26 protein-coding genes are annotated in these 24,987 nt (G+C 65.7%); 22 read left to right on the plus strand and 4 right to left on the minus strand.

The window, feature by feature from the left end:
* Positions 1 to 7: 7 nt before the first annotated feature.
* The 18 genes from G542_RS0109860 to G542_RS0109945 all read left to right on the plus strand — a co-directional run bounded on the left by G542_RS0109860 (position 8) and on the right by G542_RS0109945 (position 19,417).
* A complete protein-coding gene (locus G542_RS0109860) occupies positions 8 to 466 on the plus strand; it encodes a universal stress protein (protein WP_012696929.1) in 459 nt (152 codons plus the stop codon).
* A gap of 97 nt (positions 467 to 563) precedes the next feature.
* Complete coding sequence (locus G542_RS0109865; RefSeq protein WP_027824012.1) at positions 564 to 1,415, plus strand: radical SAM protein; 852 nt, start codon at positions 564 to 566, stop codon at positions 1,413 to 1,415.
* 84 nt (positions 1,416 to 1,499) lie between these two features.
* Complete coding sequence (yjgA, locus tag G542_RS0109870; protein ID WP_012696926.1) at positions 1,500 to 2,054, plus strand: ribosome biogenesis factor YjgA; 555 nt, start codon at positions 1,500 to 1,502, stop codon at positions 2,052 to 2,054.
* Positions 2,038 to 2,634 carry a molybdopterin adenylyltransferase gene (gene mog / locus G542_RS0109875; RefSeq protein WP_012696925.1) on the plus strand — a complete coding sequence of 199 codons (597 nt, stop codon included), beginning with the start codon at positions 2,038 to 2,040 and terminating at the stop codon, positions 2,632 to 2,634. The genes yjgA and mog overlap by 17 nt, the downstream gene beginning before the upstream one ends.
* Positions 2,635 to 2,641: 7 nt before the next feature.
* Positions 2,642 to 3,616, plus strand: a complete 975-nt coding sequence (locus tag G542_RS0109880) for a YheT family hydrolase (RefSeq protein ID WP_012696924.1) — start codon at positions 2,642 to 2,644, stop codon at positions 3,614 to 3,616.
* Between the two features lie 20 nt (positions 3,617 to 3,636).
* Positions 3,637 to 4,428 carry an indole-3-glycerol phosphate synthase TrpC gene (gene trpC / locus G542_RS0109885; protein ID WP_027824013.1) on the plus strand — a complete coding sequence of 264 codons (792 nt, stop codon included), beginning with the start codon at positions 3,637 to 3,639 and terminating at the stop codon, positions 4,426 to 4,428.
* A 78-nt stretch (positions 4,429 to 4,506) separates the two neighbouring features.
* Complete coding sequence (locus G542_RS0109890) at positions 4,507 to 5,187, plus strand: YiaD family glycine zipper/OmpA-like lipoprotein (RefSeq protein ID WP_034985503.1); 681 nt, start codon at positions 4,507 to 4,509, stop codon at positions 5,185 to 5,187.
* A gap of 447 nt (positions 5,188 to 5,634) precedes the next feature.
* A complete protein-coding gene (gene speA / locus G542_RS0109895; protein ID WP_012696921.1) occupies positions 5,635 to 7,533 on the plus strand; it encodes an arginine decarboxylase in 1,899 nt (632 codons plus the stop codon).
* 353 nt (positions 7,534 to 7,886) lie between these two features.
* Complete coding sequence (locus G542_RS0109900; protein WP_012696920.1) at positions 7,887 to 8,774, plus strand: (Fe-S)-binding protein; 888 nt, start codon at positions 7,887 to 7,889, stop codon at positions 8,772 to 8,774.
* A gap of 83 nt (positions 8,775 to 8,857) precedes the next feature.
* Positions 8,858 to 13,777, plus strand: a complete 4,920-nt coding sequence (locus tag G542_RS0109905; RefSeq protein ID WP_211218811.1) for a 2-oxoacid:acceptor oxidoreductase family protein — start codon at positions 8,858 to 8,860, stop codon at positions 13,775 to 13,777.
* Positions 13,778 to 13,786: 9 nt separating this feature from the next.
* The gene (rsxC, locus tag G542_RS0109910) at positions 13,787 to 15,109 is read left to right on the plus strand and encodes an electron transport complex subunit RsxC (RefSeq protein WP_012696917.1); all 1,323 of its coding nucleotides are present in this window, start codon (positions 13,787 to 13,789) and stop codon (positions 15,107 to 15,109) included.
* A complete protein-coding gene (locus G542_RS0109915; RefSeq protein WP_027824016.1) occupies positions 15,106 to 16,149 on the plus strand; it encodes an RnfABCDGE type electron transport complex subunit D in 1,044 nt (347 codons plus the stop codon). The genes rsxC and G542_RS0109915 overlap by 4 nt, the downstream gene beginning before the upstream one ends.
* Positions 16,146 to 16,817: an RnfABCDGE type electron transport complex subunit G gene (locus G542_RS0109920; RefSeq protein WP_027824017.1), complete on the plus strand. Its 672-nt coding sequence runs from the start codon at positions 16,146 to 16,148 to the stop codon at positions 16,815 to 16,817. Before G542_RS0109915 ends, G542_RS0109920 begins: the two co-directional genes overlap by 4 nt.
* The gene (gene rsxE, locus G542_RS0109925) at positions 16,814 to 17,467 is read left to right on the plus strand and encodes an electron transport complex subunit RsxE (RefSeq protein ID WP_012696915.1); all 654 of its coding nucleotides are present in this window, start codon (positions 16,814 to 16,816) and stop codon (positions 17,465 to 17,467) included. The genes G542_RS0109920 and rsxE overlap by 4 nt, the downstream gene beginning before the upstream one ends.
* Positions 17,457 to 18,038: an electron transport complex protein RnfA gene (locus G542_RS0109930; RefSeq protein ID WP_012696914.1), complete on the plus strand. Its 582-nt coding sequence runs from the start codon at positions 17,457 to 17,459 to the stop codon at positions 18,036 to 18,038. Before rsxE ends, G542_RS0109930 begins: the two co-directional genes overlap by 11 nt.
* 3 nt (positions 18,039 to 18,041) lie before the next feature.
* On the plus strand, positions 18,042 to 18,209 hold the full coding sequence (locus G542_RS18530; RefSeq protein ID WP_012696913.1) for a hypothetical protein: 168 nt from the start codon (positions 18,042 to 18,044) through the stop codon (positions 18,207 to 18,209).
* A gap of 37 nt (positions 18,210 to 18,246) precedes the next feature.
* Positions 18,247 to 18,747: a prolyl-tRNA synthetase associated domain-containing protein gene (locus tag G542_RS16515; RefSeq protein ID WP_034985505.1), complete on the plus strand. Its 501-nt coding sequence runs from the start codon at positions 18,247 to 18,249 to the stop codon at positions 18,745 to 18,747.
* A gap of 58 nt (positions 18,748 to 18,805) precedes the next feature.
* On the plus strand, positions 18,806 to 19,417 hold the full coding sequence (locus G542_RS0109945) for a class I SAM-dependent methyltransferase (RefSeq protein ID WP_027824018.1): 612 nt from the start codon (positions 18,806 to 18,808) through the stop codon (positions 19,415 to 19,417).
* Positions 19,418 to 19,432: 15 nt separating this feature from the next.
* Here the strand turns inward: G542_RS0109945 and G542_RS0109950 are convergent, their stop codons facing one another.
* The 4 genes from G542_RS0109950 to fur form a co-directional block, all read right to left on the minus strand.
* Entirely contained in the window at positions 19,433 to 19,795 is a 363-nt protein-coding gene (locus G542_RS0109950; protein ID WP_027824019.1) for a DUF2628 domain-containing protein, read from the minus strand.
* Between the two features lie 140 nt (positions 19,796 to 19,935).
* Positions 19,936 to 20,676, minus strand: a complete 741-nt coding sequence (locus tag G542_RS0109955) for an arginyltransferase (protein ID WP_027824020.1) — start codon at positions 20,674 to 20,676, stop codon at positions 19,936 to 19,938.
* Positions 20,663 to 21,364: a leucyl/phenylalanyl-tRNA--protein transferase gene (gene aat / locus G542_RS0109960; RefSeq protein WP_012696908.1), complete on the minus strand. Its 702-nt coding sequence runs from the start codon at positions 21,362 to 21,364 to the stop codon at positions 20,663 to 20,665. The genes G542_RS0109955 and aat overlap by 14 nt, the downstream gene beginning before the upstream one ends.
* The gene (fur, locus tag G542_RS0109965) at positions 21,361 to 21,831 is read right to left on the minus strand and encodes a ferric iron uptake transcriptional regulator (protein ID WP_012696907.1); all 471 of its coding nucleotides are present in this window, start codon (positions 21,829 to 21,831) and stop codon (positions 21,361 to 21,363) included. Before fur ends, aat begins: the two co-directional genes overlap by 4 nt.
* 131 nt (positions 21,832 to 21,962) lie before the next feature.
* Here fur and G542_RS16520 point away from each other — a divergent pair, with 131 nt between their 5' ends.
* The 4 genes from G542_RS16520 (at position 21,963) to G542_RS16525 (ending at position 24,925) form a co-directional block, all read left to right on the plus strand.
* Entirely contained in the window at positions 21,963 to 22,319 is a 357-nt protein-coding gene (locus tag G542_RS16520) for an outer membrane protein assembly factor BamE (protein WP_228369956.1), read from the plus strand.
* Positions 22,316 to 23,119 (plus strand): 4-hydroxy-tetrahydrodipicolinate reductase, encoded by an 804-nt coding sequence (dapB, locus tag G542_RS0109975; protein ID WP_012696905.1) that lies wholly within the window; start codon positions 22,316 to 22,318, stop codon positions 23,117 to 23,119. The genes G542_RS16520 and dapB overlap by 4 nt, the downstream gene beginning before the upstream one ends.
* A gap of 61 nt (positions 23,120 to 23,180) precedes the next feature.
* The gene (locus G542_RS0109980) at positions 23,181 to 24,143 is read left to right on the plus strand and encodes a FecCD family ABC transporter permease (RefSeq protein ID WP_027824021.1); all 963 of its coding nucleotides are present in this window, start codon (positions 23,181 to 23,183) and stop codon (positions 24,141 to 24,143) included.
* The gene (locus G542_RS16525) at positions 24,143 to 24,925 is read left to right on the plus strand and encodes a heme ABC transporter ATP-binding protein (protein WP_051190004.1); all 783 of its coding nucleotides are present in this window, start codon (positions 24,143 to 24,145) and stop codon (positions 24,923 to 24,925) included. Before G542_RS0109980 ends, G542_RS16525 begins: the two co-directional genes overlap by 1 nt.
* Positions 24,926 to 24,987 lie beyond the last annotated feature (62 nt).

Here is a 24,987-nt window from a genome sequence, read left to right on the forward strand (position 1 = left end):
GGCCATCATGTACAAACGCCTCTATGTCCCGATCGATGACAGCAGCACCTCCAAACGCGCTCTTGACGAGGCCGTGCGGTTTCTCAAAGGCAGCGATGCCGTCCTGAAAGTGGTGCATGTCATTGATCTGGCACAGTATGGCTGGGGTGGAGCCGAGTTTCTCGACGCAACCGAGTTGCAGAAAAACATCAAGGAAGCCGGCGAAAACGTCCTCAAGGGCGCCATCGAGTGGCTGGGCGAAAAGGGCGTCACATGCGAAACCGCCCTTCTGGAAAGCTGGGGCGACAAGATCGCCGAAGTGCTGGTGGAAGACGCCGACAAGTGGGATGCCGACCTGATCGTCATGGGCACGCACGGCTGGGGCGAGTTCATGAACCTGATCATGGGCAGCGTGGCCGAAGGCGTGCTGCGCAAATCCGACGTACCGGTCATGCTCCTGCGTTACCGGGACGAAGAATCCCGCTGATCCTTCAGCCGTACTGGCCGGCAGTCCGGCCCTCCGGTTCACGCCGGTCACAAAACCGCCGCCCATGCGGCGGTTTGCCGTTATTCTTGCGCACGTGATGACTTCGACGCCCCTTACCCCCCACGACCACAGCCGCAATTCTGCCGGCTTCCAATACGTCTATCCCGTGCTGTCGCGCCGGGCAGGCGGTGTCTCGGTCGGAATCAACCTCAACCCCAACCAGGCCTGCAACTGGCGCTGCATTTACTGCCAGGTGCCCGGTCTGGTGCGGTCACAGGCTCCCGACATCCCCCTGCTGACACTCGAGGCCGAGCTCGTTCAGCTGCTCGCCCAGATCCTGCGCGGCAACCTCCTGAACGACCGCATCGCCGACCCTGAACAACGCATCCTCAAGGACATCTCGCTGTCCGGTGACGGCGAACCCACCCTCAGCCCGCACCTGCCCGATGTCATCGACCTGATCGGCCGCGCGCGCCAGCAATTCAGCCTGGGAACCAGCGTCAAGACCGTGCTGATCACCAACGGCAGCCAGCTTGGCCGCAGCTCCACCCGGCTGGCGCTGGAAAAGCTGGCCCTGCTGGGCGGTGAAGTCTGGTTCAAGCTCGATCGCGGCAGCACTGCCGGCATGCGAGCAGTCAACGACAGCCGGCGCCCGCCCGCCCTCGTCCAGCGCGACCTGGCACGGGCGGCCACGCTGTGCCCGACCTGGTTGCAAAGCTGCTTTTTCCGGCTTGATGACGCCTACCCGCCCGAACACGAAATCGCCGCCTGGCTGGAACTCGTGCAGCCACTTTCCCCGCTGCTGAAAGGTGTACTGCTGTACACCGTCGCCCGGCCGTCACAGCAGCCGGAGGCTGGCCGCCTCAGTCCGGCCGAGCCCCTGTGGCTCAAGACGCTGGCCGCCCGCGTACGCGACGAGCTGGGACTGGAATGCCGGGTCAGCCCGTAAAGCAGCCCGCTCTGCTAGAATCCGTTTCATTACCCGCCGGCCCTGCCGGCGTTGCCGTTTTAGCGCCACGGAGCCCGCGCCCAGATGAATACCCAGACGACCCCAGACGATTTTGACGACCTGCCCTCCAAATCGCAGCGCAAGCGCGACATGGATGCCCTGCAGGACATGGGCCAAGAGCTGACCGAACTGTCCAAAGACACCCTGAAAAAACTCACCCTGCCTGACGACCTGCGTGCAGCCGTGCTCGAATGCAAGCGCCTGACCGCCCACGGTGCCATCCGTCGCCAGCGACAGTACATCGGCAGGATCATGCGCAGCGTCGATCCGGAGCCGATCCAGGCCCAGCTTGCCGCCCTGCGCGGTGAAAACGACCGGCACAGCGCCTGGCTGCACAGCCTTGAGCGCCAGCGTGACCGGCTGTTGAGCGACGACAGCGTGTTGCCGGTACTGGTTGCCGCCAATCCGGGCTGCGATGTCCAGCAACTGCGGACCCTGATCCGCAACGCCCGCAAGGAACAGACCGAGCAGAAACCGCTCAAGGCCTATCGCGAGCTGTTCCAGTTCCTGAAATCCCTGTACCCCGAACCGCCGCTGGTCAACTACAAGCAGGAGCCGGAAGATGACCAGCAAGCATGATCCGGTCCGGATCGGCATCGTGTCGGTCAGCGATCGTGCCAGCCAGGGCACATACGAAGACCGTGGCCTGCCGGCCCTGCGCGAATGGCTGTCCTCCGCCCTTCTCAACCCGGTCGAGTTCGTTGAGCGGCTGATTCCCGACGAACAGCCACTGATCGAGGCCACGCTGACCGGGCTGGTCGACGACACGGGCTGCGACCTGGTGCTGACCACCGGCGGCACCGGACCGGCACCGCGCGATGTCACACCGGACGCCACCCTCGCGGTGGCCGACCGGCTGATGCCGGGCTTTGGCGAGCAGATGCGCCAGATCAGCCTCGCCTTCGTGCCGACAGCCATCCTGTCGCGCCAGGTCGGCGTCATCCGCGGCCGCTGCCTGATCCTCAACCTGCCGGGCCAGCCCAAGGCGATTGCCGAAACGCTGACCGGACTCAAGGCCTCGGCCGAACGCGCAGCCGTCCCCGGCATCTTTGCCGCCGTACCCTATTGCATCGACCTGATCGGCGGCCCTTACCTCGAAACCCGCGACGACATCGTGCGGGCTTTCCGCCCGAAAAGCGCACAGCGCCCGGCGGCCTGATCCCGTCATGCCCGCACCCTCTGCCTACCGTCCGCCGCGCTGGCTGCCCGAAGGGCACAGCCAAACCATTTGGCCGGCACTCCTGTTCCGCCGGACTCCTCCCGCCTACCGGCGGGAGTGCTGGCCGACGCCGGACGGCGGCATCATCGCGCTGGATTTCATCGATGCTCCGCAGCCGGATGCACCACTGGTGGTGCTGTTTCACGGACTGGAAGGCTCCAGCCACAGCCATTACGCCATCGCCCTGATGCAGGCCCTCCGGCAGTGCGGCTGGCATGGCGTCGTACCGCATTTTCGCGGCTGTGGCGGCATGGACAACCCGCTGCCGCGCGCCTATCACGCCGGTGACTCGGCCGAGGTGGCCTGGATTCTCGAGACGCTGGCCGGCCGCTACCGGACCCTGTACGCCGCCGGAGTCAGCCTGGGCGGCAACATGCTGCTCAAGCACCTTGGCGAGGCCGGTGACCGGGCCGTGGTCAAAGCCGCCGCCGGCATCAGCGTGCCGGTCGACATGGTGGCAGCCAGCGAAAACCTCGACCGCGGACTGTCACGGCTGATCTACACCGGCATGTTCCTCAAGACACTCAAGGCCGCCAGCCGGGCCACCCTTGCTCGCCATCCGGGCCTGTTCGACCGCGACCGCATGGAAGCCAGCCGGACTTTCGGCGAATTCGACGATACCGTCACGGCTCCCCTGCACGGATTTGCCGGTGCCCGCGATTACTGGACCCGTGCCAGCTGCAAACCCTGGCTGCGCGACATTGCCTGTCCGACCCTGCTGCTCAACGCCCGCAATGATCCCTTCCTGCCCCAGCAGGCCCTGCCCCGCCAGCAGGAAGTCAGCCGCCAGGTCACGCGGGAGTTTCCGGATGGCGGCGGCCATGTCGGTTTCATCAGCGGACCCTTTCCGGGTAACATCGACTGGTTGCCTGCGCGGCTTCTGGCGTTTTTTGCCGCGCATTCCCGCCCCGATCCGCACTGAACCGCCCCGTTGCCGCCACCATGTCCGACATACTCGAAAAAATCCTCGCCACCAAAACCGAAGAAGTGGCCGCCGCCCGCAAGGCCCGTCCGCTGGCCAGCCTGCGCAATGATGCCGAAACCCGTCGCGACATCCGTGATTTTGCCGGTGCCCTGACCCGCTGCCAGTCGGTCGGACGGGCTGGCGTGATCGCCGAAATCAAGAAAGCCAGTCCGTCCAAGGGCATCATCCGCCCGGATTTCCAGCCGGCCGCCATTGCCGAAAGCTACGCCGGCCATGGTGCAGCCTGCCTGTCGGTCCTGACGGACGTCCGGTATTTCCAGGGAGCGGCCGATTATCTGGTAGCGGCCCGCGATGCTTGCGACCTGCCGGTCCTGCGCAAGGATTTCCTGGTGGACGAATACCAGGTGTTCGAAGCGCGTGCCATGGGAGCGGACTGCATCCTGCTGATCGTGGCGGCACTGGATGACGCCCGGCTGGCCGACTTTGAAGCCATCGCCCGCGAGCTCGGCATGGCCGTACTGGTGGAAACCCATGACGCTGCCGAACTGGACCGCGCCCTGCGGATGGCTTCGCCGCTGATCGGCGTCAACAACCGCAACCTGCGCACCTTTGACGTCAGCCTCGATACCACGCTGTCCCTGTTGCCGGTCATCCAGGCCGAAAGGCGCATGGCCATCACCGAATCGGGCATCAGCACGCCTGGCGACGTGATCCGCATGCGCGAAGCCGGCGTCAACAGCTTCCTGGTCGGTGAAGCCTTCATGCGAGAAGCCGATCCCGGCGCGGCGCTGGCACACCTGTTCGCCTGATATCTCCGTCAGTCCTGTTGTCCGCACGTCCCGGTCGTTCCGGGAGGTGCCTTTGTGTCGTATCAAAAGGAATCATCTATGCAGTTCAAGACCTCGCTGGTTGCTGCCTGTGCCGTTGCACTGGCTGTCAGTGGTTGTGCCACCAACGATTTGGGGCAAAAGCGGGACCTTAACAACACCGAAATCGGCGCCATCCTCGGCACCCTCGGCGGTGCGGCCATCGGCGCGGCCGTGTCGAGCAAGAAAGACCGCTCGAAAGGCGCACTGATCGGCGCCATCGGTGGCGGGCTGGCCGGTGCCGGCATTGGTCAGTACATGGACCGCCAGGCCCGCGACTTCCAGCGCCAGCTGGCGACCCAGATCCGCGACGGACAGATTTTCGTGGTCAAGCGTGCGGACAATTCGATCCTGGTGACCATGACCAGCCAGACGGCGTTTGATACCAGTTCGGCCAGCTTGAAGCCGGGTTTCATGCCGACCATCAACACCATTTCGCGCATCGTCAACCAGTACGGCAAGACCACGCTCGACATCACCGGCCATACTGATTCGACCGGCAACGACCGCATCAATGTCCCGCTGTCGCAAAACCGTGCGGCCGCCGTGCAAAATGCCCTGCTGTCCCGCAACGTCCATCCGCAGCGCCTGTCGGCCTACGGCATGGGAGCCAGCCAGCCTCGGGCCAGCAATGCCAGCGAAGCCGGGCGCCAGCTTAACCGCCGGGTGGAAATCCTGATCGAGCCGGTAGCTGCCGGCTGAACAGCTGCTTGCTGAAGCCAGGGCATCACCGGAAGGTGATGCCTTTTGTCGTTTTCCTCCTGCCAACCGCCATGCAAAAACCGGCAGGTTCCGGCTCCGGTTTCAGTTTGTGAATCATCCACTTGCCAGCCACGAACAGCCCCCGGCCACCAAGACCATTGGCATGCCGGTTTGCGTGTGTCGCAGCAGGGGCAAATTTTTACCGCGACGAAAAAACAATGTTGCTAGAATGCGCGGCTTTCCGAACGTCCCCGCAACAAAAGAGTCGCGGCTCACGCGATTCTGGGAGGACACGGTGGCCCGACAGTCCACCGCGTTCCCGACAGGCGGCAACAGCCGCTTGAGACTCTCTAGGCGCTATTCGGCCGCAAGCCGTGAAACGGAGGACGGGGTTTTTTAACTTTGTGCAGCCACGACAACCTGCACGAGCTTTAAAGGACAACGTTCATGGCTTGGACTGTCAATGACAGCCGGAACCTCTACGGTATCCGGCACTGGGGTGGTCATTTCTTCGACGCCGGCGACAACGGCAATGTGGTGGTACGCCCGAAAGGCCGCCACGGATCGGAGATCGACCTTTACGCACTCACGCGCAAGCTGGCAGCCAGCGGACTGGAACTGCCCTTGCTGGTGCGTTTCCCAGACATCCTGCAACAGCGCGCCCGCCGCATCATCGAAGGTTTTGACGCTGCCCGCGAGGCCTGGGAATACCCGCAAGGCTACACCCTGCTGTATCCGGTCAAGGTCAACCAGCAAGAAGCCGTCATCAAGGCCATCATTGCCGACACCAGCCTGCCCATCGGCCTGGAGGCCGGCTCCAAGCCGGAACTGATGGCCGTGCTGGCACTGGCGCGACCGGGCTGCAAGATCACCTGCAACGGCTACAAGGACCGCGAATTCATCCGGCTGGCGCTGATCGGCCAGAAGCTCGGCCACGAAATCTTCATCGTGATCGAGAAAGAAGCCGAAGTGCAGTACGTCATCGACGAAGCCCGCCGGCTCGGCATCATGCCCAATGTCGGCCTGCGCGTACGCCTGACGTCGCACGTGGCCGGCAAGTGGGCCGATTCGGGCGGCGAAAAGGGCAAGTTCGGCCTGTCGGCCGCCCAGCTGCTGTCGGTCAGCCGACAGTTCATCGATGCCGGCATGCAGGACGCCGTGCGCCTGCTGCATTTCCACATGGGTTCGCAGATCACCAACATCAGCGACTACCGGGCCGGTTTCCGCGAGGCGCTGCGCTACTTCGGCGAGCTGTGCCGCCTCGGCCTGCCGCTGGATCACCTCGACGTCGGCGGCGGCCTCGGCGTGGACTACGACGGCACCCACTCGCGCAACGACAGTTCGGTCAACTACACCATCGGCGAATACGCCGAAACCATCGTGTCGATGACCCGCGAGTTCTGCGACGAGCACGGCCTGACCTGCCCGCATGTCATGAGCGAATCCGGCCGGGCCCTGACCGCTCACCATGCGGTGCTGATCATGAACGTCACCGACGTCGAGAAAACCAATGACGCGACACCGTCGCAGGCCGAATTCGACGCCCTGGGCGATCCGGACGAGCTGCCCACCGCCATCCACAAGCTCTACGAGCTGGCGACCAGCACCGACATCGTCACCGCCACCGAAACCTATTTCCGTGCCGGCCAGTACGTAGCCACCGTGTCCGACCTTTACACCGACGGCCGGGTCAGCCTGCGTGACAAGGCATTCGCCGAGCAGTGCTATGCCGCCCTGTGCCGGCGCATCCATGGTGCGCTCAACACCCTGCAGCGCAGTCACCGGCAAGTGTTTGACGAACTGGGTGACAAGCTGGCCGACAAGTATTTCTGCAACTTCTCGGTCTTCCAGTCACTGCCGGATACCTGGGCCATCGACCAGCTGCTGCCGATCGCCCCGATCCACCGCCTCGACGAACAACCGGTGCGCCGTGCCGTGTTGCAGGACCTGACCTGCGATTCGGACGGCAAGGTCACGCAGTACGTCGACCAGCAGTCGATCGAATCGACCATGGCCGTGCATGACGTAATGCCGGGCCAGGAATACCTGCTGGGCGTGTTCCTGGTCGGCGCCTACCAGGAAATCCTGGGTGACATGCACAACCTCTTTGGTGACACCGACAGCGTCAACGTTTACGTGGATGACCAGGGCCGTGTGACCTGGAGCGGGGTGGAAGAACACGACACCATCGAAGACATGCTGCGCTACGTGCACCTGCAACCGGAAGAACTGATGCGCCGCTATCACGACAAGATTGCCGCCGCCGATCTGGCCGACCAGGAACGTGGCGAATTTCTTGCCACATTCCGAAGCAGCCTGACACACTCGTCGTACCTGGTGATCTGAACATCAGCAGTCAAAAACCGATAGAGCCGGACAATAGCCCGGCTCTCTTGTTTTTAACGAAATTCCATAGTCATTCAAGAGATTGATCAAGCATGTTGCATTGCGGACGTAAAGATTCGGATTTTTATCAGTAAAAGCGCTCGATAAAGTCATAAATGAACCTCAGAAAATAAGAATTTATCGAAATTGCGTCATAGTTATCCGCTATTCTGCAAATCATCAAAAAGCAGTCCAATTTAGCCAAGCAACTGCTTGACCGGGACAGGTCTCCCCTCGCAGTCTTACGTCGTAAATCTTGACATTCCGACCGGCTCACCCCCGCTCGGCCAACTGGCCAGACGACGATTACGACCATGGAAATCCTGTCCCACATCAGTACCGCCGCACTGGCCATGGCCATCCTGTGCGGCACGCTTGCCGCCCTGCTGGCACTGGCCAACCGCTGGCTCAGCGTTGAAGAAGACCCGCGGCTCGAAGCCATCGGCGACCTGCTGCCGCAAGCCAACTGCGGCGGCTGCGGCGTACCCGGCTGCGGCCAGTTCGCCCGCGAGCTGCTGGCCGGCCGCGCCGACATCACCAGCTGCAATGCCGCCACCACAGACGCACTGACACGCATCGCCGCCCTGCTGGGCACCGCCATCGGCACCCGCGTGCGCAAGGTCGCACGACTGGCCTGTGCCGGCGGCAGCCACGTCGCCCGCCAGCGCGCCCATTACGAAGGCCTGCCCAGTTGTCGCGCTGCACAAATGGTGTCCGGCGGCAACAAGGCCTGTAGCTGGGGCTGCCTGGGGCTCGGAGACTGCAAGCTGCGTTGCCGCTTTGATGCCATCAGCCTTGATGCCCACGGCCTGCCGGTCATCGACCCCGAGCGCTGCACCGCCTGCGGCGACTGTGTCGACGCCTGTCCGCGCGCCCTGATCACCCTCGAGCCGCTGGACCACCGCCTGTGGGTCGCCTGCCGCAACCGCATTTCCAGCAACACCGCCACCGACGTCTGCGAAGTCGCCTGTACCGCCTGCGGGCGCTGCGTGGCCGATGCCGCACCGGGCCTGATCCGGCTGGAAGACGGGCTGGCCGTCATTGCCGCCGACCAGCGCCAGGCCCGCCGCGACGCCATCAGCCGTTGTCCGACCGGCGCCATTGTCTGGCTGGCCACACCCACGATGGCCGAACGCGGCACCGCCGCCTGCCCGATCCGTCGCCGCGAAGCCCTGCCGGTCGATCCGGCCCGTGCCGCCTGATCCGTATTCCGGTCCGGAGCAGCCCACAGGCCGGCTCCGGACCGAAGCTCCATATCCAATCACCCAATCCGAGAGGTTTCATCATGTTTGGCATCAATGGCAAAAAGGCGGCTGAAGAAACCCGCTACCGATATCCTGGCGAGCGCATGGCAGTTGACGGCAATACCGCCGTGATCCTGTGCGAGCGCGAGGCTTCCGATGCGGCCGGCGCCTACCCGATCACGCCGTCGACGCAGATGGGCGAATACTGGGCCGAGCAGGCCGCCAACGGTCACGTCAACGTGTCCGACCGGCCGCTGATCTTTGTCGAGCCGGAATCCGAACACGCCGCCGCCGCCGTCACCGCCGGCCTGTCGATGACCGGCCTGCGCGCCACCAACTTCTCGTCGTCGCAGGGCATCGCCTTCATGCACGAGTCGCTGTACGCCGCCGCCGGCAAGCGCCTGCCCTACGTGCTGAACATGGGCTGCCGCGCCATCACCCACGCCTCGCTCAACGTACACTGCGCCCACGACGACTTCCACTGCGTCGACGACACCGGCTTTTTCCAGCTGTTTGCCACCAATGCCCAGGAAGCCGCCGACCTCAACCTGATCGGCCGCCGCACCGCCGAGCTGGCCCTGACACCGGCCGTGGTGGCGCAGGACGGCTTCCTGACCACCCACTTGCTGGAACCGATCCGCAAGCCCGAGCGCGAGCTGATTGCCGAATACCTCGGCCGTCCGGAAGACCTGATCGACAGCCCGACCCCGGCCCAGCGCCTGCTGTTCGGCCCCACCCGCCGCCGCGTGCCGGCCCTGTGGGACGTTGACCTGCCGCTGATGTCGGGCGGCGTGCAGAACCAGGACGCTTTCATGCAGACCATGGCTGCACAGCGCCCGTACTTCTACGCCCACGTCGCCGGACTGGCCGACCAGGCCATGCATGAATACGGCAAGCTGACCGGCCGCCACTACGAACGCATTTCGCGGTATCGCTGCGACGACGCCGACTACCTGATCGTCGGCATGGGCTCGATGATCGTCGAAGCCCAGGCCGTGGCCGACTGGCTGCGGGCCGAGCGCAAGCTGCGGGTGGGCGTGGTCGGCATCACCCTGTACCGGCCGTTTGCCGGCGACCTGCTCGGTGAAGTCATCAAGGGCCGCAAGGGCGTGGCCGTGCTGGAACGTACCGACCAGCCGCTGGCCGAAGACCTGCCGCTGATGCGCGAAGTGCGCGCCACGCTCGGCAAATGCCTCGAGAACGGCCGCACCCAGCGCGGCAAGTCGCTGCCCTACCCCGGCTACGCCGCCATCGCCGCCACCGAGGCACCGGACCTGTACTCCGGCGTCTACGGCCTCGGCTCGCGCGACCTGCAACCGGAATGCCTGATCGGTGCCATCGAAAACATGCTGCCCGAAGGCAGCCAGCACCGCTTTTTCTACCTGGGCATCGACTTTGTCAGCGATCCGCAGTCGCCTATCGAAGAAGCCAGCAACGACAGCCTGCTGCAAGCCTACCCGCAGGTGCGCGAACTGGCGGTCAAGGGCTCGGTCAATCCCGACCTGATGCCGCAGGGCGCGCTCACCATCCGCATGCACTCGATCGGCGGCTGGGGTGCCATCACCACCGGCAAGAACCTTGCCATGACGCTGTTCGAGCTGCTGGACTGGGAAATCCGCGCCAACCCGAAATACGGCTCGGAGAAAAAGGGCCAGCCGACCACCTACTATCTGGCGGCCGCTCCCGAACCGATCCGCCTCAACTGCGAATACCGCTACGTTGACGTGGTGATGTCGCCCGACCCCAACGTGTTCAGCCACTCCAACCCGCTGGACGGCCTCAAGCCCGGCGGCGTGTTCATCCTGCAAGCCAGCGGCAACGATCCGGACGCCGTGTGGGCCAGCATTCCGGCCCTGCGGCAGCGCGAAATCGTCGACCGCGGCATCCGCGTGTTCTTCCTCGACGGCTTCTCGATCGCCCGCGACGAAGCCAGCAACCCGGAACTGCAACTGCGCATGCAGGGCAATGCCTTCCAGGGTGCCTTCTTTGCCGCCTCGCCGCTGATGGCCCGCGCCAGCCTTGATGAAACCCGCCTGTTCAGCGCCATCGAAGAGCAGCTGCGCCACAAGTTCGGCGCCAAGGGCGAGCGGGTGGTGACCGACAACCTGCGCGTGGTGCGTCGCGGCTTTGACGAAACCCGCGAGATCACCGACATGCCGCTGCACAGCGCCGGCTCGCCGCGCGCGCTGCCCAACGCCCCGGCCATGCTCGCCGCCCGCCCGGCTGCCGAGCCGGCCCTGGGCGACATCCACCGCTTCTGGCAGCGTACCGGCGCCTACTACACCGCCGGCTGCGGCTCGGACCGCCCGGCCGATCCGTTCCAGGCCCTGTCGCTGCTGCCGCCGGTCACCGGCCTGATGCGCGACATGACGCAGATCCGCTTTGAATACCCGCACTGGCAGCCGGAAAAATGCACGGCCTGCGGCAAGTGCTACACCGTCTGCCCGGACTCGGCCCTGCCCGGTCTGGTGGTGAAGCCGGGTGACCTGCTGGCCACCCTGGTCCGCCGCATCGAAACCGGTGGCACGCCGACCGTGCACCTGCGCCGGGTCAGCCGCAAGCTGGAAACGCTGCTGCACGATGCCTGTGACAAGGGCGGCTGCGACACGCACATCGGCACGGCGCTGGAAAGCGCCATCGCGCAGCTCCTGGCCGACATGCCGGCCAGCGACTCGCGTCCGGGCCTTGAGCGCGAACTGGAACTGCTGCGCACCGAGCTGGGCAACTTCGACTTTGCCATCACCGCGCCGTACTGGAAGGTGCGCGAAAAGCAGAATCCGGGCAGCGGCGGCCTGTTTGCCCTGACGCTGAATCCGGCCACCTGCAAGGGCTGCATGGCCTGCATCAACGTGTGCAAGGACGGCGCACTGTCGGCCCAGCCGCAGGACGACATCGCCATTGCCCGCATGCGCGAGCACTGGAACCTGTGGCGCGACCTGCCCAACACGCCGCCGGAATTCGCCCGCATCAGCGATCTGGACAACAAGATCGGCGCACTGGAAACCCTGCTGCTCGACAAGCGCAACTACGGCTCGATGGCCTGTGGCGACGGCGCCTGTCTCGGCTGCGGCGAAAAGACCGCCATCCACCTGTTCACCTCGACCGTCAGCGCCCTGATGCAACCGCGCGTCGAGCGCCAGGTCAAGCGCCTGAAAGACCTGATCACCCGCCTGGAAACCCATGTGCGCCACCAGCTGGTGGCCGGAGTCGACCTGTCGGATGCCGGCGCGCTGGCCGATGCCAGCCTGGCGGTTCCGGATGGCGACCTGACGCTGTCGCGGCTGGCCGACCTGCTCGACAGCGGCCATGAAACCACGCTGGTCGACCGGACCTGGCTGAAGGAAATGGGCCAGCTGCTGGCCAGCCTGCGCGATCTGGTCTGGCGCTACGAATCCGGCCCGTCCGGCAACGGTCGCGCCACCATGGGTGCGGTCAACTCGACCGGCTGCACGTCGGTCTGGGCTTCGTCGTGGCCGTACAACCCCTACCCGTTCCCGTGGTCGTCGCATCTCTTCCAGGACAGCCCGTCGATGGCACTGGGCCTGTTTGAAGGCCACATGGTGCGCATGGCCGAAGGCTTCCGCGCCATCCGCCGTGCCGAAGACGTGCTGGCCGGCGAAACCGTGACCCCGGAAAAGGCCCGCTTCTACCAGCGTTTCGGCTGGCACGACTTCAGCCACGAAGAGTGGCAGCTGTGCCCGCCGGTGGTGGCGATCGGCGGAGACGGCGCCATGTACGACATCGGCTTCCAGAACCTGTCGCGCGCCTTGGCTTCCGGCACCCCGATCAAGGTGCTGGTGCTGGATACGCAGGTGTACTCCAACACCGGCGGCCAGGCCTGTACCTCGGGCTTTATCGGCCAGGTGGCCGACATGTCGCCGTACGGCAAGGTCGGCCGCGGCAAGCAGGAAATCCGCAAGGAAATCGGCCTGATCGCCATGGCCCACCGGACCAGCTACGTGCTGCAATCGGCCGTCAGCCACATTCCGCACCTCCTGGGCGGCTTCATCGACGGCCTCAACAGCCAGCGCCCGGCGCTCTTCAACATCTACGCCGTCTGCCCGGCCGAACACGGCGTGCCGGACGACGCCATGGACCGCCAGTCGCGACTGGCAGTGGAATCGCGCGCCTATCCGGTCTTCCGTTTCAATCCGGATGCCGGCCCGCTGATCGGCGATGCGCTGGATCTGGAAGGCAACCCGGAGCTGGACGCCGACTGGCCGATGACCGAGCTGGCAGGACAGGACGAAAACGGCCGCCCGGTCCGGGTGAAAAAGCCGTTCACCTTTGCCGACTTTGCCTTTACCGAGACGCGCTTTGCCAAGCACTTCCATCCGCTCAAGCCGGCCGATGCCGAGGCCGGGCTGATCCCGTTTGCCGATCTGGTCGCCCTGCCGGAATCCGAGCGCGAAGGCCGCGTGCCGTACATCGAGGTGCTGCGCAGCTCCGGCCGCATCGAGCGTGTGGCCGTCAGCGACAGCATCGTGCGTTCGGCCGATGACCGCCTGCGCTTCTGGCGCCAGCTGCGTGCCCTGTCCGGGCAGGAGCAGACCGGCAGTCTGGACGCTGCCGTGGCCCAAGCCCGCCAGGACATGGCGCGCCAGCTCTCCGATGCGCTGCTGTCGCTCGCAGGTGCGGCACCGCTGGCCGCCACGGCCGGCAGCCCTGCCGGCATGCCGGCGGCGGCTCCGGCAGCCCGTCCGGCAGCGGACTTCGAGCCGGCGTGGATTGATCCGGCCGACTGTACCGCCTGCGACGACTGCACCCGCCTCAACGGCAAGGCCTTTGCCTACGGAGCCGACGGCAAGGCGACAGTGGTGAACCCGACGGCAGCCAGTTATGCCGAGCTGGTGCGCGCAGCCGAGCAATGCCCGGCCGCCTGCATCCATCCGGGTACGCCGGCCAATCCGGCCGAGCCGGGGGTGGCCGCACTGGTCGAACGCGCCAGGCGCTTTGCGTAAGGACAGGCCATGAAGCTCCTCGACGCAGTTTTTGCGCCGATGCACGATGACCACGGCAAGGCCCGCACGGCGGGCCAGCCGATCCGCCGCCTGCCCTTTCCCGCACGCGTGACCGTGCCGCTTGCCCAGCATATCGGCAAGCCGGCCCGCGCCATCGTGCGGACCGGGCAGCGGGTAGAGCGTGGCGAGCTGGTCGCCGAAGCCGACGGCTTCGTGTCGATCCCGCACCACGCGCCGGTCAGCGGCACGGTGGAGTCCATCGGGCTCATCAGCACCCTGTCGGGTGCCAGCACCACGGGCATCGTCATCCGCACCGATCCGGCCAGCATGCAGTGCCGCCAGCCCCTGCCCCCGGCCGGCGATCCGCTGGACTGGTCGCCGGTGGAACTGGCTTCGGCGGTGCAGGCCACCGGTCTGGTCGGCCTTGGCGGCGCTGCGTTTCCGACCCACGTGAAGATGAGTCCGCCCAAGGAGGCCGTGCTTGATACGCTGGTGGTGAACGGCTGCGAGTGCGAGCCCTTCCTGACGGCCGACCATCGGGTGATGATCGAGCGCACTGCCGGGCTCATGGCCGGCATCCGCTACGCCATGCATGCCGTGGGCGTGTCGCGGGCGCTGATCGGCGTGGAGGACGACAAGCCCGAGGCGATTGCCGCCATCAAGGCGTTGTTGCCGGCCGACCGCAGCATCGGCTGCCGGGTGCTGCCGACCCGCTACCCGCAGGGTGCGGAAAAGATGCTGATCCACTCGCTGCTGCAACGCGAAGTGCCGTCCGGCAAGCTGCCGGCCGATGTCGGCGTGGTGGTCAACAACGTCGGCACGCTGGCGATGCTGGGCGAGCTGCTGCCGCAACGCGCCGGGCTGATCGAGCGGGTGGTGACGGTATCCGGCCCGGGCGTGCGTCAGGCCGGCAACTACCTGATACCGCTGGGCACACGCATCGGTGACGTGCTGCGTCATGCCGGCATGGAATCGGGCGAAATGGAGGTGATCCTCGGCGGGCCGATGATGGGCATGAGCGCGCCGTCGCTGGACATTCCGGTGACCAAGGGCATGTCCGGCATCCTGGTGTTTCCGGTCGGCTCGCTGCCCGAACGTCACCGCCAGCCGTGCATCCGCTGCGGCCAGTGCATCGATGCCTGTCCGATGGGGCTGAATCCGTCGCTGCTGGGCCGGCTGGCCGGCAAGCAGGAGTATTACCTGACGGCCCGTCACGGCGTGCTCGACTGCATCGAATGCGGCGCCTGCACCCTGAGCTGCCCGTCCGGCATTCCTTTGGTGCAGTACCACCGCATGAGCAAGTCCATTCTCAGACAGCGGAGGCATTCATGAAAAAGCTGCCGACCCGGCTGTACCTGCACTCCTCACCACACCTAGTGACCGGGCACGACACGCCCAAGATCATGCGCCACGTGGTGTATGCGCTGCTGCCCGTAACGCTGTGGGCCATCTGGCAGTTCGGCACCAGTGCCTTCCTGCTGGTGCTGACGGTGGTGCTGAGCTGCGTGCTGACCGAGCGCCTGATCCTGCGCCACCCGGCTGCGCCGCGCGACATGAGCGCGGTGATCACCGGCCTCACCCTGGCGCTGACCCTGCCGCCGGCCTTGCCGCTGTGGATGGGTGCGGTGGCCGGCATCGTGGCCATTGCGCTGGGCAAGCTGCTGTTTGGCGGGCTGGGCTCCAACGTGTTCAACCCGGCGCTGGTCGGACGGGCCTTTGTGCAGGCGAGCTTTCCCGCCACCATGACCACCTGGACCCCCGCAGGGGCGGCCGGCCGGTTTACCGAGCTGATTCCGTCCACGCTGGCCCTGCCCTTCACCAGCCCGGATCCGGTGGCCGCGTGGGCCGCAGCCCGGCTGGACGGCTTTGCCGGTGCCACGCCGCTGGCGGCATGGAAATTTGCCGGCGAACTGCCAGGCCAGGGACACTTTTTGCTGTCGCCCGGCGTCAGCGGTTCGCTGGGTGAGACATCGGCGTTGCTGATCGTGGCATGCGGCCTCTACCTTGCCGTGCGCGGCATGCTCAACTGGCGCATTCCGCTGGCCGTCCTGCTGGGTGCAGCACTGGTCAGCACCGCCTTCGGCCCGTTTCCGGACATCGGCAACGGCGTGCTGTTCGTGCTGACGTCGGGCGGCCTGATGTTCGGTGCCTGGTTCATGGCCACCGACATGGTGACCGCACCGATCACCCGTCGCGGCATGTGGGTGTACGGACTGCTGATCGGTGCGCTGATCGTCACCATCCGTTTCTGGGGCGGTGCATCCGAAGGCGTGATGTACGCCATCCTGCTGGCCAATGCCCTGGTGCCGCACATCGAGGCCCTGACCCAGCCGCGCCATTACGGACGCAAGCCATTCTGGAGGCGCTCATGAGTACGGCGAAGCAGGAAAGCAGCAGCCGCATGATCCTGGTGCTCGGCGGCATTGCGCTGCTGTGCGGCATGCTGATCGTGCTGGCCGACGAACTGAGCCGGCCCTTTGTCGAGGCCAACCGCCGCCATGCCATCGAAACGCTGGCGCGCCAGGTGGTACCGGCCAGTACGGTGACGATTACGCCTTATGTGCTGGCCGGTGACCGGCTGGTGGCAGACACCTCGCCCGATCTCAAGGGCCAGCGCCTGCTGGCGGCCTACGATGCCGGCGGCGAGCTGGTCGGCGTGGCCGCCGAAGCGGCAGCCCGCGGCTATGCCGATCTGGTGCATCTGGTGTACGGCTATGACCCGGTCCGCGAAACCATCACTGGCTTTGCCGTGGTCAAGATGGCCGAAACACCGGGGCTGGGTGACAAGATCCTGACCGACAAGGGTTTTCTGGCCAACTTCCCGAACCTGGATGCCCGGCTGTCGGCAGACGGGGCAGCGCTGGCCAATCCGATCGTGACCGTGGGGCACGGCAAGAAAACCGACCCGTGGCAGATCGACGCCATTGCCGGCGCCACGGTGACTTCACGGGCCGTGGGCGCCGCGCTCAACCAGGGTGCGGGCAAACTGCTGCCGCAACTGCGCCGGCACCTTGAAACGCTCAGGAGGAACAAGCCATGAGTGAAGCGGACAACAAGGCCGGGCTGGCTCCTGGCACCTTTTCCGAAGGGCTGTGGCGCAACAATCCGGTCTTCGTGATGCTGCTGGGCATGTGTTCGGTGCTGGCGGTGACCAATTCGGCCGTCAATGCGCTGGCCATGGGGCTGTCCACCACGTTTGCCCTGGTGGCGTCGGCGGCCATGGTGTCGGGGCTGCGCCGGCTGATTCCGCGGCCGGTGCGCATCGCGACCTACGTGGTGATCATCGCCACCTTCGTGACACTGATCGACTACGCCATCCAGGTGATCAGCCTTGCGCTCTACAACGCGCTGGGCGCATTCATCCAGCTGATCGTGGTCAACTGCCTGATCCTCGGCCGCGCCGAAGCACATGCTTCCAAAAACCGGGTGTGGCCGGCTGTGGTCAATGCTCTTGGGATGGGGCTGGGCTTTACCCTGGCGCTGCTGGCGATGGGCACGGTGCGCGAAATCCTCGGCAGCGGCAGCCTCTTTGGCGTGCGGCTGTTCGGCGAAAGCTTTGCCCCGTGGGTGATCATGGTTCTGCCGCCGGGCGGTTTCTTCGTGCTAGGCGGCTGGCTCTTGCTGTTCAGCATCATCAAGCATCGCCGTCAGGCGCGGCAGCAACAGCTGGAGGTGCAGCATGTCCACTGAACCGCTGTGGTCGATTTTCCTGAATGCGGCCATCGTCAACAATTTCGTGCTGGCGCTGTTTCTGGGCATCTGCCCGTTCCTGGGGGTATCGAGCAAGCTGCGGACCGCATCCTGCATGGGCGCGGCCACGCTGTTCGTGATGCTGATCTGCGCCCTGTGCGCCTGGGCCATCAATCTGGCGCTGGCGTGGCTGGGGCTGGAAAGCCTGCGGCTGATTGCGTTCATTACGGTGATTGCGTCGACCGTGCAGCTGGTGGAAATGGTGATCCGCCGCTTCAGCCCGGCCCTGTTTGAAAGCCTGGGGATCTTCCTGCCGCTAATCACCACCAACTGCGCGGTGCTGGGCCTCGCGCTGTTCCAGACGGCACGCCAGTATTCGCTGTTGCAGTCACTGGTGTTTGCCCTGGGGGCGGGTGCCGGCTTTACACTGGCGCTGGTGCTGATGGCCGGGCTGCGCGAACGCCTGAGCCTGGCCGAAGTGCCCGATGTCAGCCAGGGGGCGGCCCTGAGCCTGATGCTGGCCGGCATGCTGGCACTGGCGTTCATGGGCTTCAGCGGTCTGGGAGCCTGAGCCATGCTGGGACTGAAAATGCTGGGAGCCGGCGCGCTGGTGGCCCTGCTTCTGGGTATCTGGGTGGTGGTGGACCGGCACTGGCAGCGCCGCTGCCGGCCGGGTGCCGAACCCGGCAGCTCCGGCTGCCATGACTGCCAGCAGCACGACTGCCCGAGCCGCCGCAGCTGATCCCGGCGTTTGATCCACTTTTTTCCGGTATTTGACGATGCACGCAGAACTTCTTGCTTTTCTTGACCAGAACCAGATTCCCTATCAGCGCTTCAGCCATCCGCCCGTATTTACCTGCGAGGAAGCCCGCCAGGTAGCGCCGGACCTACCGGGTGCCGATACCAAAAACCTGTTCCTGCGCGACGGCAAGGGCAAGCGCCACTTTCTGGTGACGGTGCCAGACCACAAGTCGGTCAACCTCAAGGCGCTGTCGGCTGCGCTGGAAGTGAAAAACCTGACTTTTGCCTCGCCTGAGCGCCTGCTGCGTTTTCTGGGCGTGACGCCGGGTGCGGTGACCCTGCTGGGAGTGTTCAACGACAGCGAACGGGCGGTCGAGGTCGTGCTGGACACCGAGCTGTGGGACAGCGACGCCATCCTGGCGCACCCGCTGGTCAATACCGAGACACTGTCGATCCCGACTCCGGGACTGATGCGCTTTCTGGAGCTGAGCGGACACCCGCCGGTCCGCTTGTCCGTGCCGCAGCCAGAGGCTGCCTGACCGGTGACACGGGCAGCATTTCGGTTATGCTCTTGCGCTTTTGCCGCAGGAGAAACCGATGTCTGATGCTGCCCGGTTCTGGAATCCGCGTTTTGCCGCCGGAGAATACGTTTACGGCACCGATGCCAATGCCTTTTTGCGCGAGGAGGCACACCGCCTGCCGGCTGGCGGCCGGGTGCTGAGCCTGGGAGAGGGCGAAGGGCGCAATGCCGTGTTCCTGGCCAGCCAGGGCTGGCAGGTGACGGGCGTGGATGCGTCAGCCGAAGGTCTGGCCAAGGTGGCGCGACTGGCACAGGCCCGTGGCGTGCCGGTGGCAACCATTGAGGCCGATCTTGAGGAATGGGACATTCCGGCCGGCAGCTGGGACGGCATCGTGTCGGTGTTCTGCCATCTGCCGCCGGCCTTGCGCCAGCGGGTGCTGCGCCAGGCTGTCGACGGGCTCAGGCCCGGCGGTGTCCTGCTGCTGACGGGCTACACGCCGCGACAGCTGGCATTCGGCACCGGCGGCCCGAAAGAAACCGCCCTGCTCAACGAACCGGCAGACCTGCGGGCCGATCTGGCCGGACTGGACATCCTGCGTTGCGAGGAAGTGGAACGCGACATCTGCGAAGGCCGCCTGCATACCGGACGCGCCGCCGTGGTGGAACTGGTGGCGCGCAAGCCGGCCTGACGGGTCTGCCGGGGATCAGCGGAACGGATTCCAGCTCTGGTCCCCCAGCCGCTTCATCCGGTAATAGCAGGCGTTGGCCCGCATGCAGAAGAGCATCTGCGAACCGGCCGCGATGGCCTTGAGACCCCGGAGCGGATCAAAGCCGGCAAGGATCAGCACGCCTTCGATCACCACGCCCACCGCCAGGCAGAAGCCCAGGAGCCCCAGCCCCTTGCGCCACATGCCCTTCCACAGGAAATACAGTATTCCGAGGAACAGCGCCGGCGCGTTGTAGGTGAGCGCGACTCGCTCGCGCCATTCAAGCTGGTTGATGTACCGGGGGCTGGTGCCGCCAGCCTGGTCGAACAGGTCGAACTTGGCCTGCCATGTTTCGGACACGGCAGCATTCTGATTCTTTTGGGATTTTTCCTGTTCCGCTTCAAGCATTTCTCATGACTTTCAATGCGTTGTAACCGGATGTAGCTTGACACAGACCCGGGGCAGCGCAGCTTGCGGTACGTCAAGGGCAGGCGGACGGATCAGCCCCGGGGCGATGGATCGTCCTGACGGCACCACACGCCGTGCTCCAGCCGCTCCTGCGGACGGAAGTTGGTCTTGTAGGCCATCTTGCGGCAGTCGGCGATCCAGTAGCCGAGGTAGAGGTAGGGCAGGCCCAGTTGCCGGGCCAGCCGGATCTGCCAGAGCACGTTGTAGGTGCCGAAACTCGCACGGGGCTCGTCCGGGTCGTAGAAGGTGTAGACCGCCGATACGCCGTCTTCCAGCCGGTCGATCAGGCTGACCATGCACAGCCGGTCGCCGTCGCGGAATTCGGCCAGCCAGCTTTCCACCCCGCTTTTGAGGATGAACTCGCTGTATTGCTGGCGGCTGTCGTCTTCCATGCTGCCGCCCTTGTGCCGCGACAGCTGGTAGCGCCGGTAGAGCCGGTAATGCTCTTCGTCAAACTCCAGCGGCAGCAAGCGCACCGACAGGCTGCAGTGGCGGCGCCAGGCCCGTTGCTGGCTGCGGCCGGGCGTGAACTCGGCCACCGGCACCCGCACCGAGATGCAGGCCTGGCAGACATCACAATAGGGGCGGTAGGTAAACAGGCCGCTGCGGCGGAAACCGATCTGCACCAGCTGGCTGTAAACGCCTGCGTCGATCGATTCGGCCGGCATGGCCACCTGCGAACGGGCCTGCCGGTCCGGCAGGTAGCTGCAGGCATACGGTGCCGTCGCATAAAAACGGACGGTCAGCATGGCATGGTTGTCACGCAGGCTCATTGCAGTGGGACCAGCGCCACAGATCGGGCGGAGCAGGTTGGGCAGTCAGTGTGTTGACTGTAGCAACAAAGTCGCTCCGGGGAATTTCGCGCCCGCCGAACCGCGCAAGATGGGCCGTGTGCATCTGGCAGTCGATCATGTCGATGCCGTGGCCGGCAAAGCGGCGCATCAGGTGTGCAAAGGCGATCTTGGATGCATCCGGTGCCTGCGCGAACATGGATTCTCCGTAGAACATGCGGCCGATCATCACGCCGTAAAAGCCGCCTGCCAGCTGGCCGTCGATCCAGGTTTCGACCGAGTGCGCCAGCCCCAGCCGGTAAAGCTGGCTGTACGTACTGATGATTTCCGGGGTGATCCAGCTCGCCGGTCGTGCCGGTGTGGGGGCCGCACAGGCGCGGATCACCGAACCGAATGCCCGGTCGACCGTGACGGTGTACCGGCGGTGGCGCAGCACTTTTTCCAGCGAGCGCGGGACATGAAGCTCCGCGGGATACAGCACCATGCGCGGATCAGGCGACCACCACAGCACCGGCTCACCCGGGTTGAACCACGGGAAAATGCCCCGGCGGTATGCCGTCACCAGCCGGGAAACCGGCAGGTCGGCACTGGCTGCCAGCAGACCGGAAGGTTCGGTCAGGGCCTGCTCGACGGGAGGAAACGGCTCATCCTCGTCCAGCCAGGCGATCATGGCTGCGACTGGCTGGGACCGGAGTCAGCGGCAGGTTCGGCCGGGTGACAGTGCTGGCAGTCACCCTTGAGGCAGCGACCATAGAGATAGAGCGAGTGATCGACGATTTCAAAGCCGTAGCGGGCGGCGATGCGCTCTTGCAGGGCCTCGAGTTCCGGGTCGTAAAACTCGACCACCTGCCCGCACTCCATGCACACGATGTGGTCATGGTGATGGCCCTGGTTGAGTTCGTAGACCGCCCGGTCCGACTCGAAATGGTGCCGGGTCAGGATGCCGGCCTGCTCGAACTGGGTCAGCACGCGGTAAACCGTTGCCAGCCCCACGTCGATCTTGTCGTTGATCAGCCGGCGATAGACATCCTCGGCCGACAGGTGATCCTGCGGATTGCTCTCGAACAGGTTGAGTATCTTGAGCCGGGGGCCGGTGGCCTTCAGGCCGATGCTCTTGAGTTGCTGCGCTTGGTTCATTGCTCTCGGATGTCGTGTGCGTCAACGCTTTTAAGCTATCATATCGGCTTTTCGCGCACCTCCCAAGACTGCTGCCATCCATGCTCAAGCTCGCGCCTCTCGTCGTCACCCTACTTCTGTCGGCCTGCAGCATGCCAGGCTTCCTGTCGCCGCATACCATCGACATCCAGCAAGGGAATGTCGTCACGCAGGATGCGGTCGACAAGCTGCGTCCCGGCATGACCCGCGCCCAGGTCCGCTTCGTTCTGGGCACACCGCTCCTGACCGACATGTTCCATGCCCAGCGCTGGGATTACGTGTTCCAGATCCGCCGGGAAGGCCAGCTGCGCGAAGAAAAGCGCTTTACCGTCTACTTTGACGGCGACCGGCTGACCCGCTGGGAAGGCGACACCTTCCCGCCGCGCCGCGCCGACCTGGCGGCTCCCGATGCCGCCACCACTCCCGACACCCCGGCCCCGGCGGCCGCTACCGGAGCCACCAATCCATGAGTGATCTGCGCCTTGTCATCGCCGGTTGCGGCGGCCGCATGGGCCGCGCACTGATCGAAGCCGTCACCAGTACTCCCGGCGTCGTGCTTGCCGGCGCGCTCGAGCGCGCCGAAAGCCCGCTGGTCGGCCAGGATGCCGGCCTGCCGCTGGGCCTGACCACCGGCGTCCGCGTCAGCCACGATGTCGATGCGGCCCTCGCCAGGGCTGATGCCCTGATCGACTTCACCCGCCCGGAAGCCACCCTCGCCTACCTCGCCGCCTGCCGCCGCCACAAGGTCAACATGATCATCGGCACTACCGGCTTTGACGATGCAGGCAAGGCCGCCATCCGCGACGCCGGACAGGAAATCGGCATCGTGTTCGCCCCCAACTTCTCGGTGGGCGTCAACCTGACCTTCAAGCTGCTCGACCTCGCTGCCCGCGTACTCAACGAAGGCTACGACATCGAAATCATCGAGGCGCATCACCGCCACAAGGTCGACGCACCGTCCGGCACCGCACTGCGCATGGGTGAAGTCGTGGCCGATGCCCTCGGGCGCGACCTGAAAACCTGCGCGGTCTACGGCCGCGAAGGCGTCACCGGCGAACGCGATCCCGGCACCATCGGCTTTGCCACGGTTCGCGCCGGCGACGTGGTGGGTGACCACACCGTGCTCTTTGCCACGCCGGGTGAGCGGGTGGAAATCACCCACAAGGCCTCCAGCCGCCTGACCTTCGCCAACGGCGCCGTCCGCGCCGCGCGCTGGCTTGGCAAGCGTCATGGCCAGTTCGACATGCAGGATGTCCTGGGCCTGCGCTAAGGTGCCGGTCATCCCCGCTTTCACCGCCCGCGCACTCCACGCGGGCGGTGGTGTTTGAGCCATGCCGATTGCACCTGCCCGACTGGCCCTCATCCTCGCCGGCTTGCTGCTGCTGGTTTCTCTCGCCTCCCTGCTGCTGGGCGCCGGAGCAACCATTGACGAGCTGTGGCACGGTGATCCATTCGCCTGGTCGCTGGTCCTGCAACTGCGGGCACCCCGGCTGGTACTGGCCTTGGCGGCCGGCAGCCTGCTGGCCCTGTGCGGCGCCAGCCTGCAGGCGCAGTTCCGCAACCCGCTGGCCGAACCCGGCCTGATCGGCGTCTCGGCCGGTGCCGCCCTCGGCGCCGCACTGGCCCTTGCTGCCAGCGCACCGTTCTGGCTGGTGCTGCCGGCCAGCCTGGCCGGCGCACTGACCGCCACCCATCTGGCGCAGCGACTGGCCGGGCACGGCGGCAATGCCACCGAACTCCTGCTGGCCGGCGTGGCCATCAACGCTTTTGCCGCCGCCCTGCTCACGCTCGTCATCAGCTTTGCCGACGACCAGAGCCTGCGCGGCATCACGTTCTGGCTCATGGGCAGCCTGGCGCTGGCCGACTGGCCCCTGGCTGCCGGACTGGCGCTGGTTGCCGTCACCGGTCTGGCGTTGCTGTGGCCGCGCTGGCGCCTGCTCAATGCCCTGCTGTTGGGAGAGCGGACAGCGTTTCATGCCGGATTTGCCGTGGCGCGCGAACGCCGCATGCTGGTCTGGCTGACGGCGACCCTGGTTGCCCTGACGATTTCGCTGACCGGAGGCATCGGCTTTATCGGCCTGATTGTCCCGCAGCTGGTGCGCCGGCTCTCCGGCGGACATTACCGCCAGCTGCTGCCGCTCTCGGCACTCGGCGGAGGGCTGCTGCTGGCACTGGCTGACCTGCTGGCCCGGCTGGCCGTAGCACCGGCCGAACTGCCGGTCGGCGCCATCACCAGTCTGGCCGGCGCGCCGTTTTTCCTGTGGTTGCTGCGCCAGCGCCGGGGGCTGCGCTGATGCTGCTGCGGGCCGGGAACCTGACGCTAGGCCGCCACGGCCGGACGCTGATCCGGTCGCTCAGCCTGTCGCTGACCCCGCACCAGCTGGTGGCCGTGCTGGGACCGAACGGCGCGGGCAAGTCCACGCTGCTTGGCCTTCTGGCCGGGGAAACGCCAGCCGATGACGGCTCGCTCACGTGGCAGGGCCAGCCGCTGGCGGGTTTCTCGCCTGCCGAACTGGCACGCCGGCGCGCCTACCTGATGCAGCAGCATGAAAATGCACCGGGCCTGAGCGGCCGTGACGTGGTGGAAATCGGCCTGTTTGCCCATGGCGACCCGCGCGCCCATCAGACAGCCTGCCGGCAGGCCGTCGAACTGGCTCAGGCCGCCACCTTGCTGCCGGCGGCCTACGACACGCTGTCCGGTGGCGAACAGGCGCGGGTGCAGTTTGCCCGCGTGCTGGCGCAGGTGCTGGCCGGCTCCGGCGAGCGCCTGCTGCTGCTTGACGAGCCGACCGCAGCACTTGATCCCGCTCACCAGGAACACCTGCTGGCCACTTGCCGGCAACTTTGCCGCACGTTGCCGCTGGCCGTGGTGGTGGTCCTGCACGACCTCAACCTGGCAGCCCGCCACGCCGACCGGGTGGTGTTGCTCGATCAGGGCCGGCTGGTAGCCGATGCCGCACCGGCCGAGGCACTGACGCCGGCACGCATCGAGGCGGTATTCGGCCAGCGGGTGCATGTGCTGCCGCACCCGGACATCCCGTCCCTGCCGGTCTTCGTACCCCGCTATCCGGCCTGATCCCCTCTTCGCCGTTTGTCCTGTGCCCGGCCCCTCCGGCGGCAGACTCCATTACAGGCTGC

The organism is Laribacter hongkongensis DSM 14985 (assembly GCF_000423285.1).
In the GTDB taxonomy this organism is placed as follows: Bacteria; Pseudomonadota; Gammaproteobacteria; order Burkholderiales; family Aquaspirillaceae; genus Laribacter; species Laribacter hongkongensis.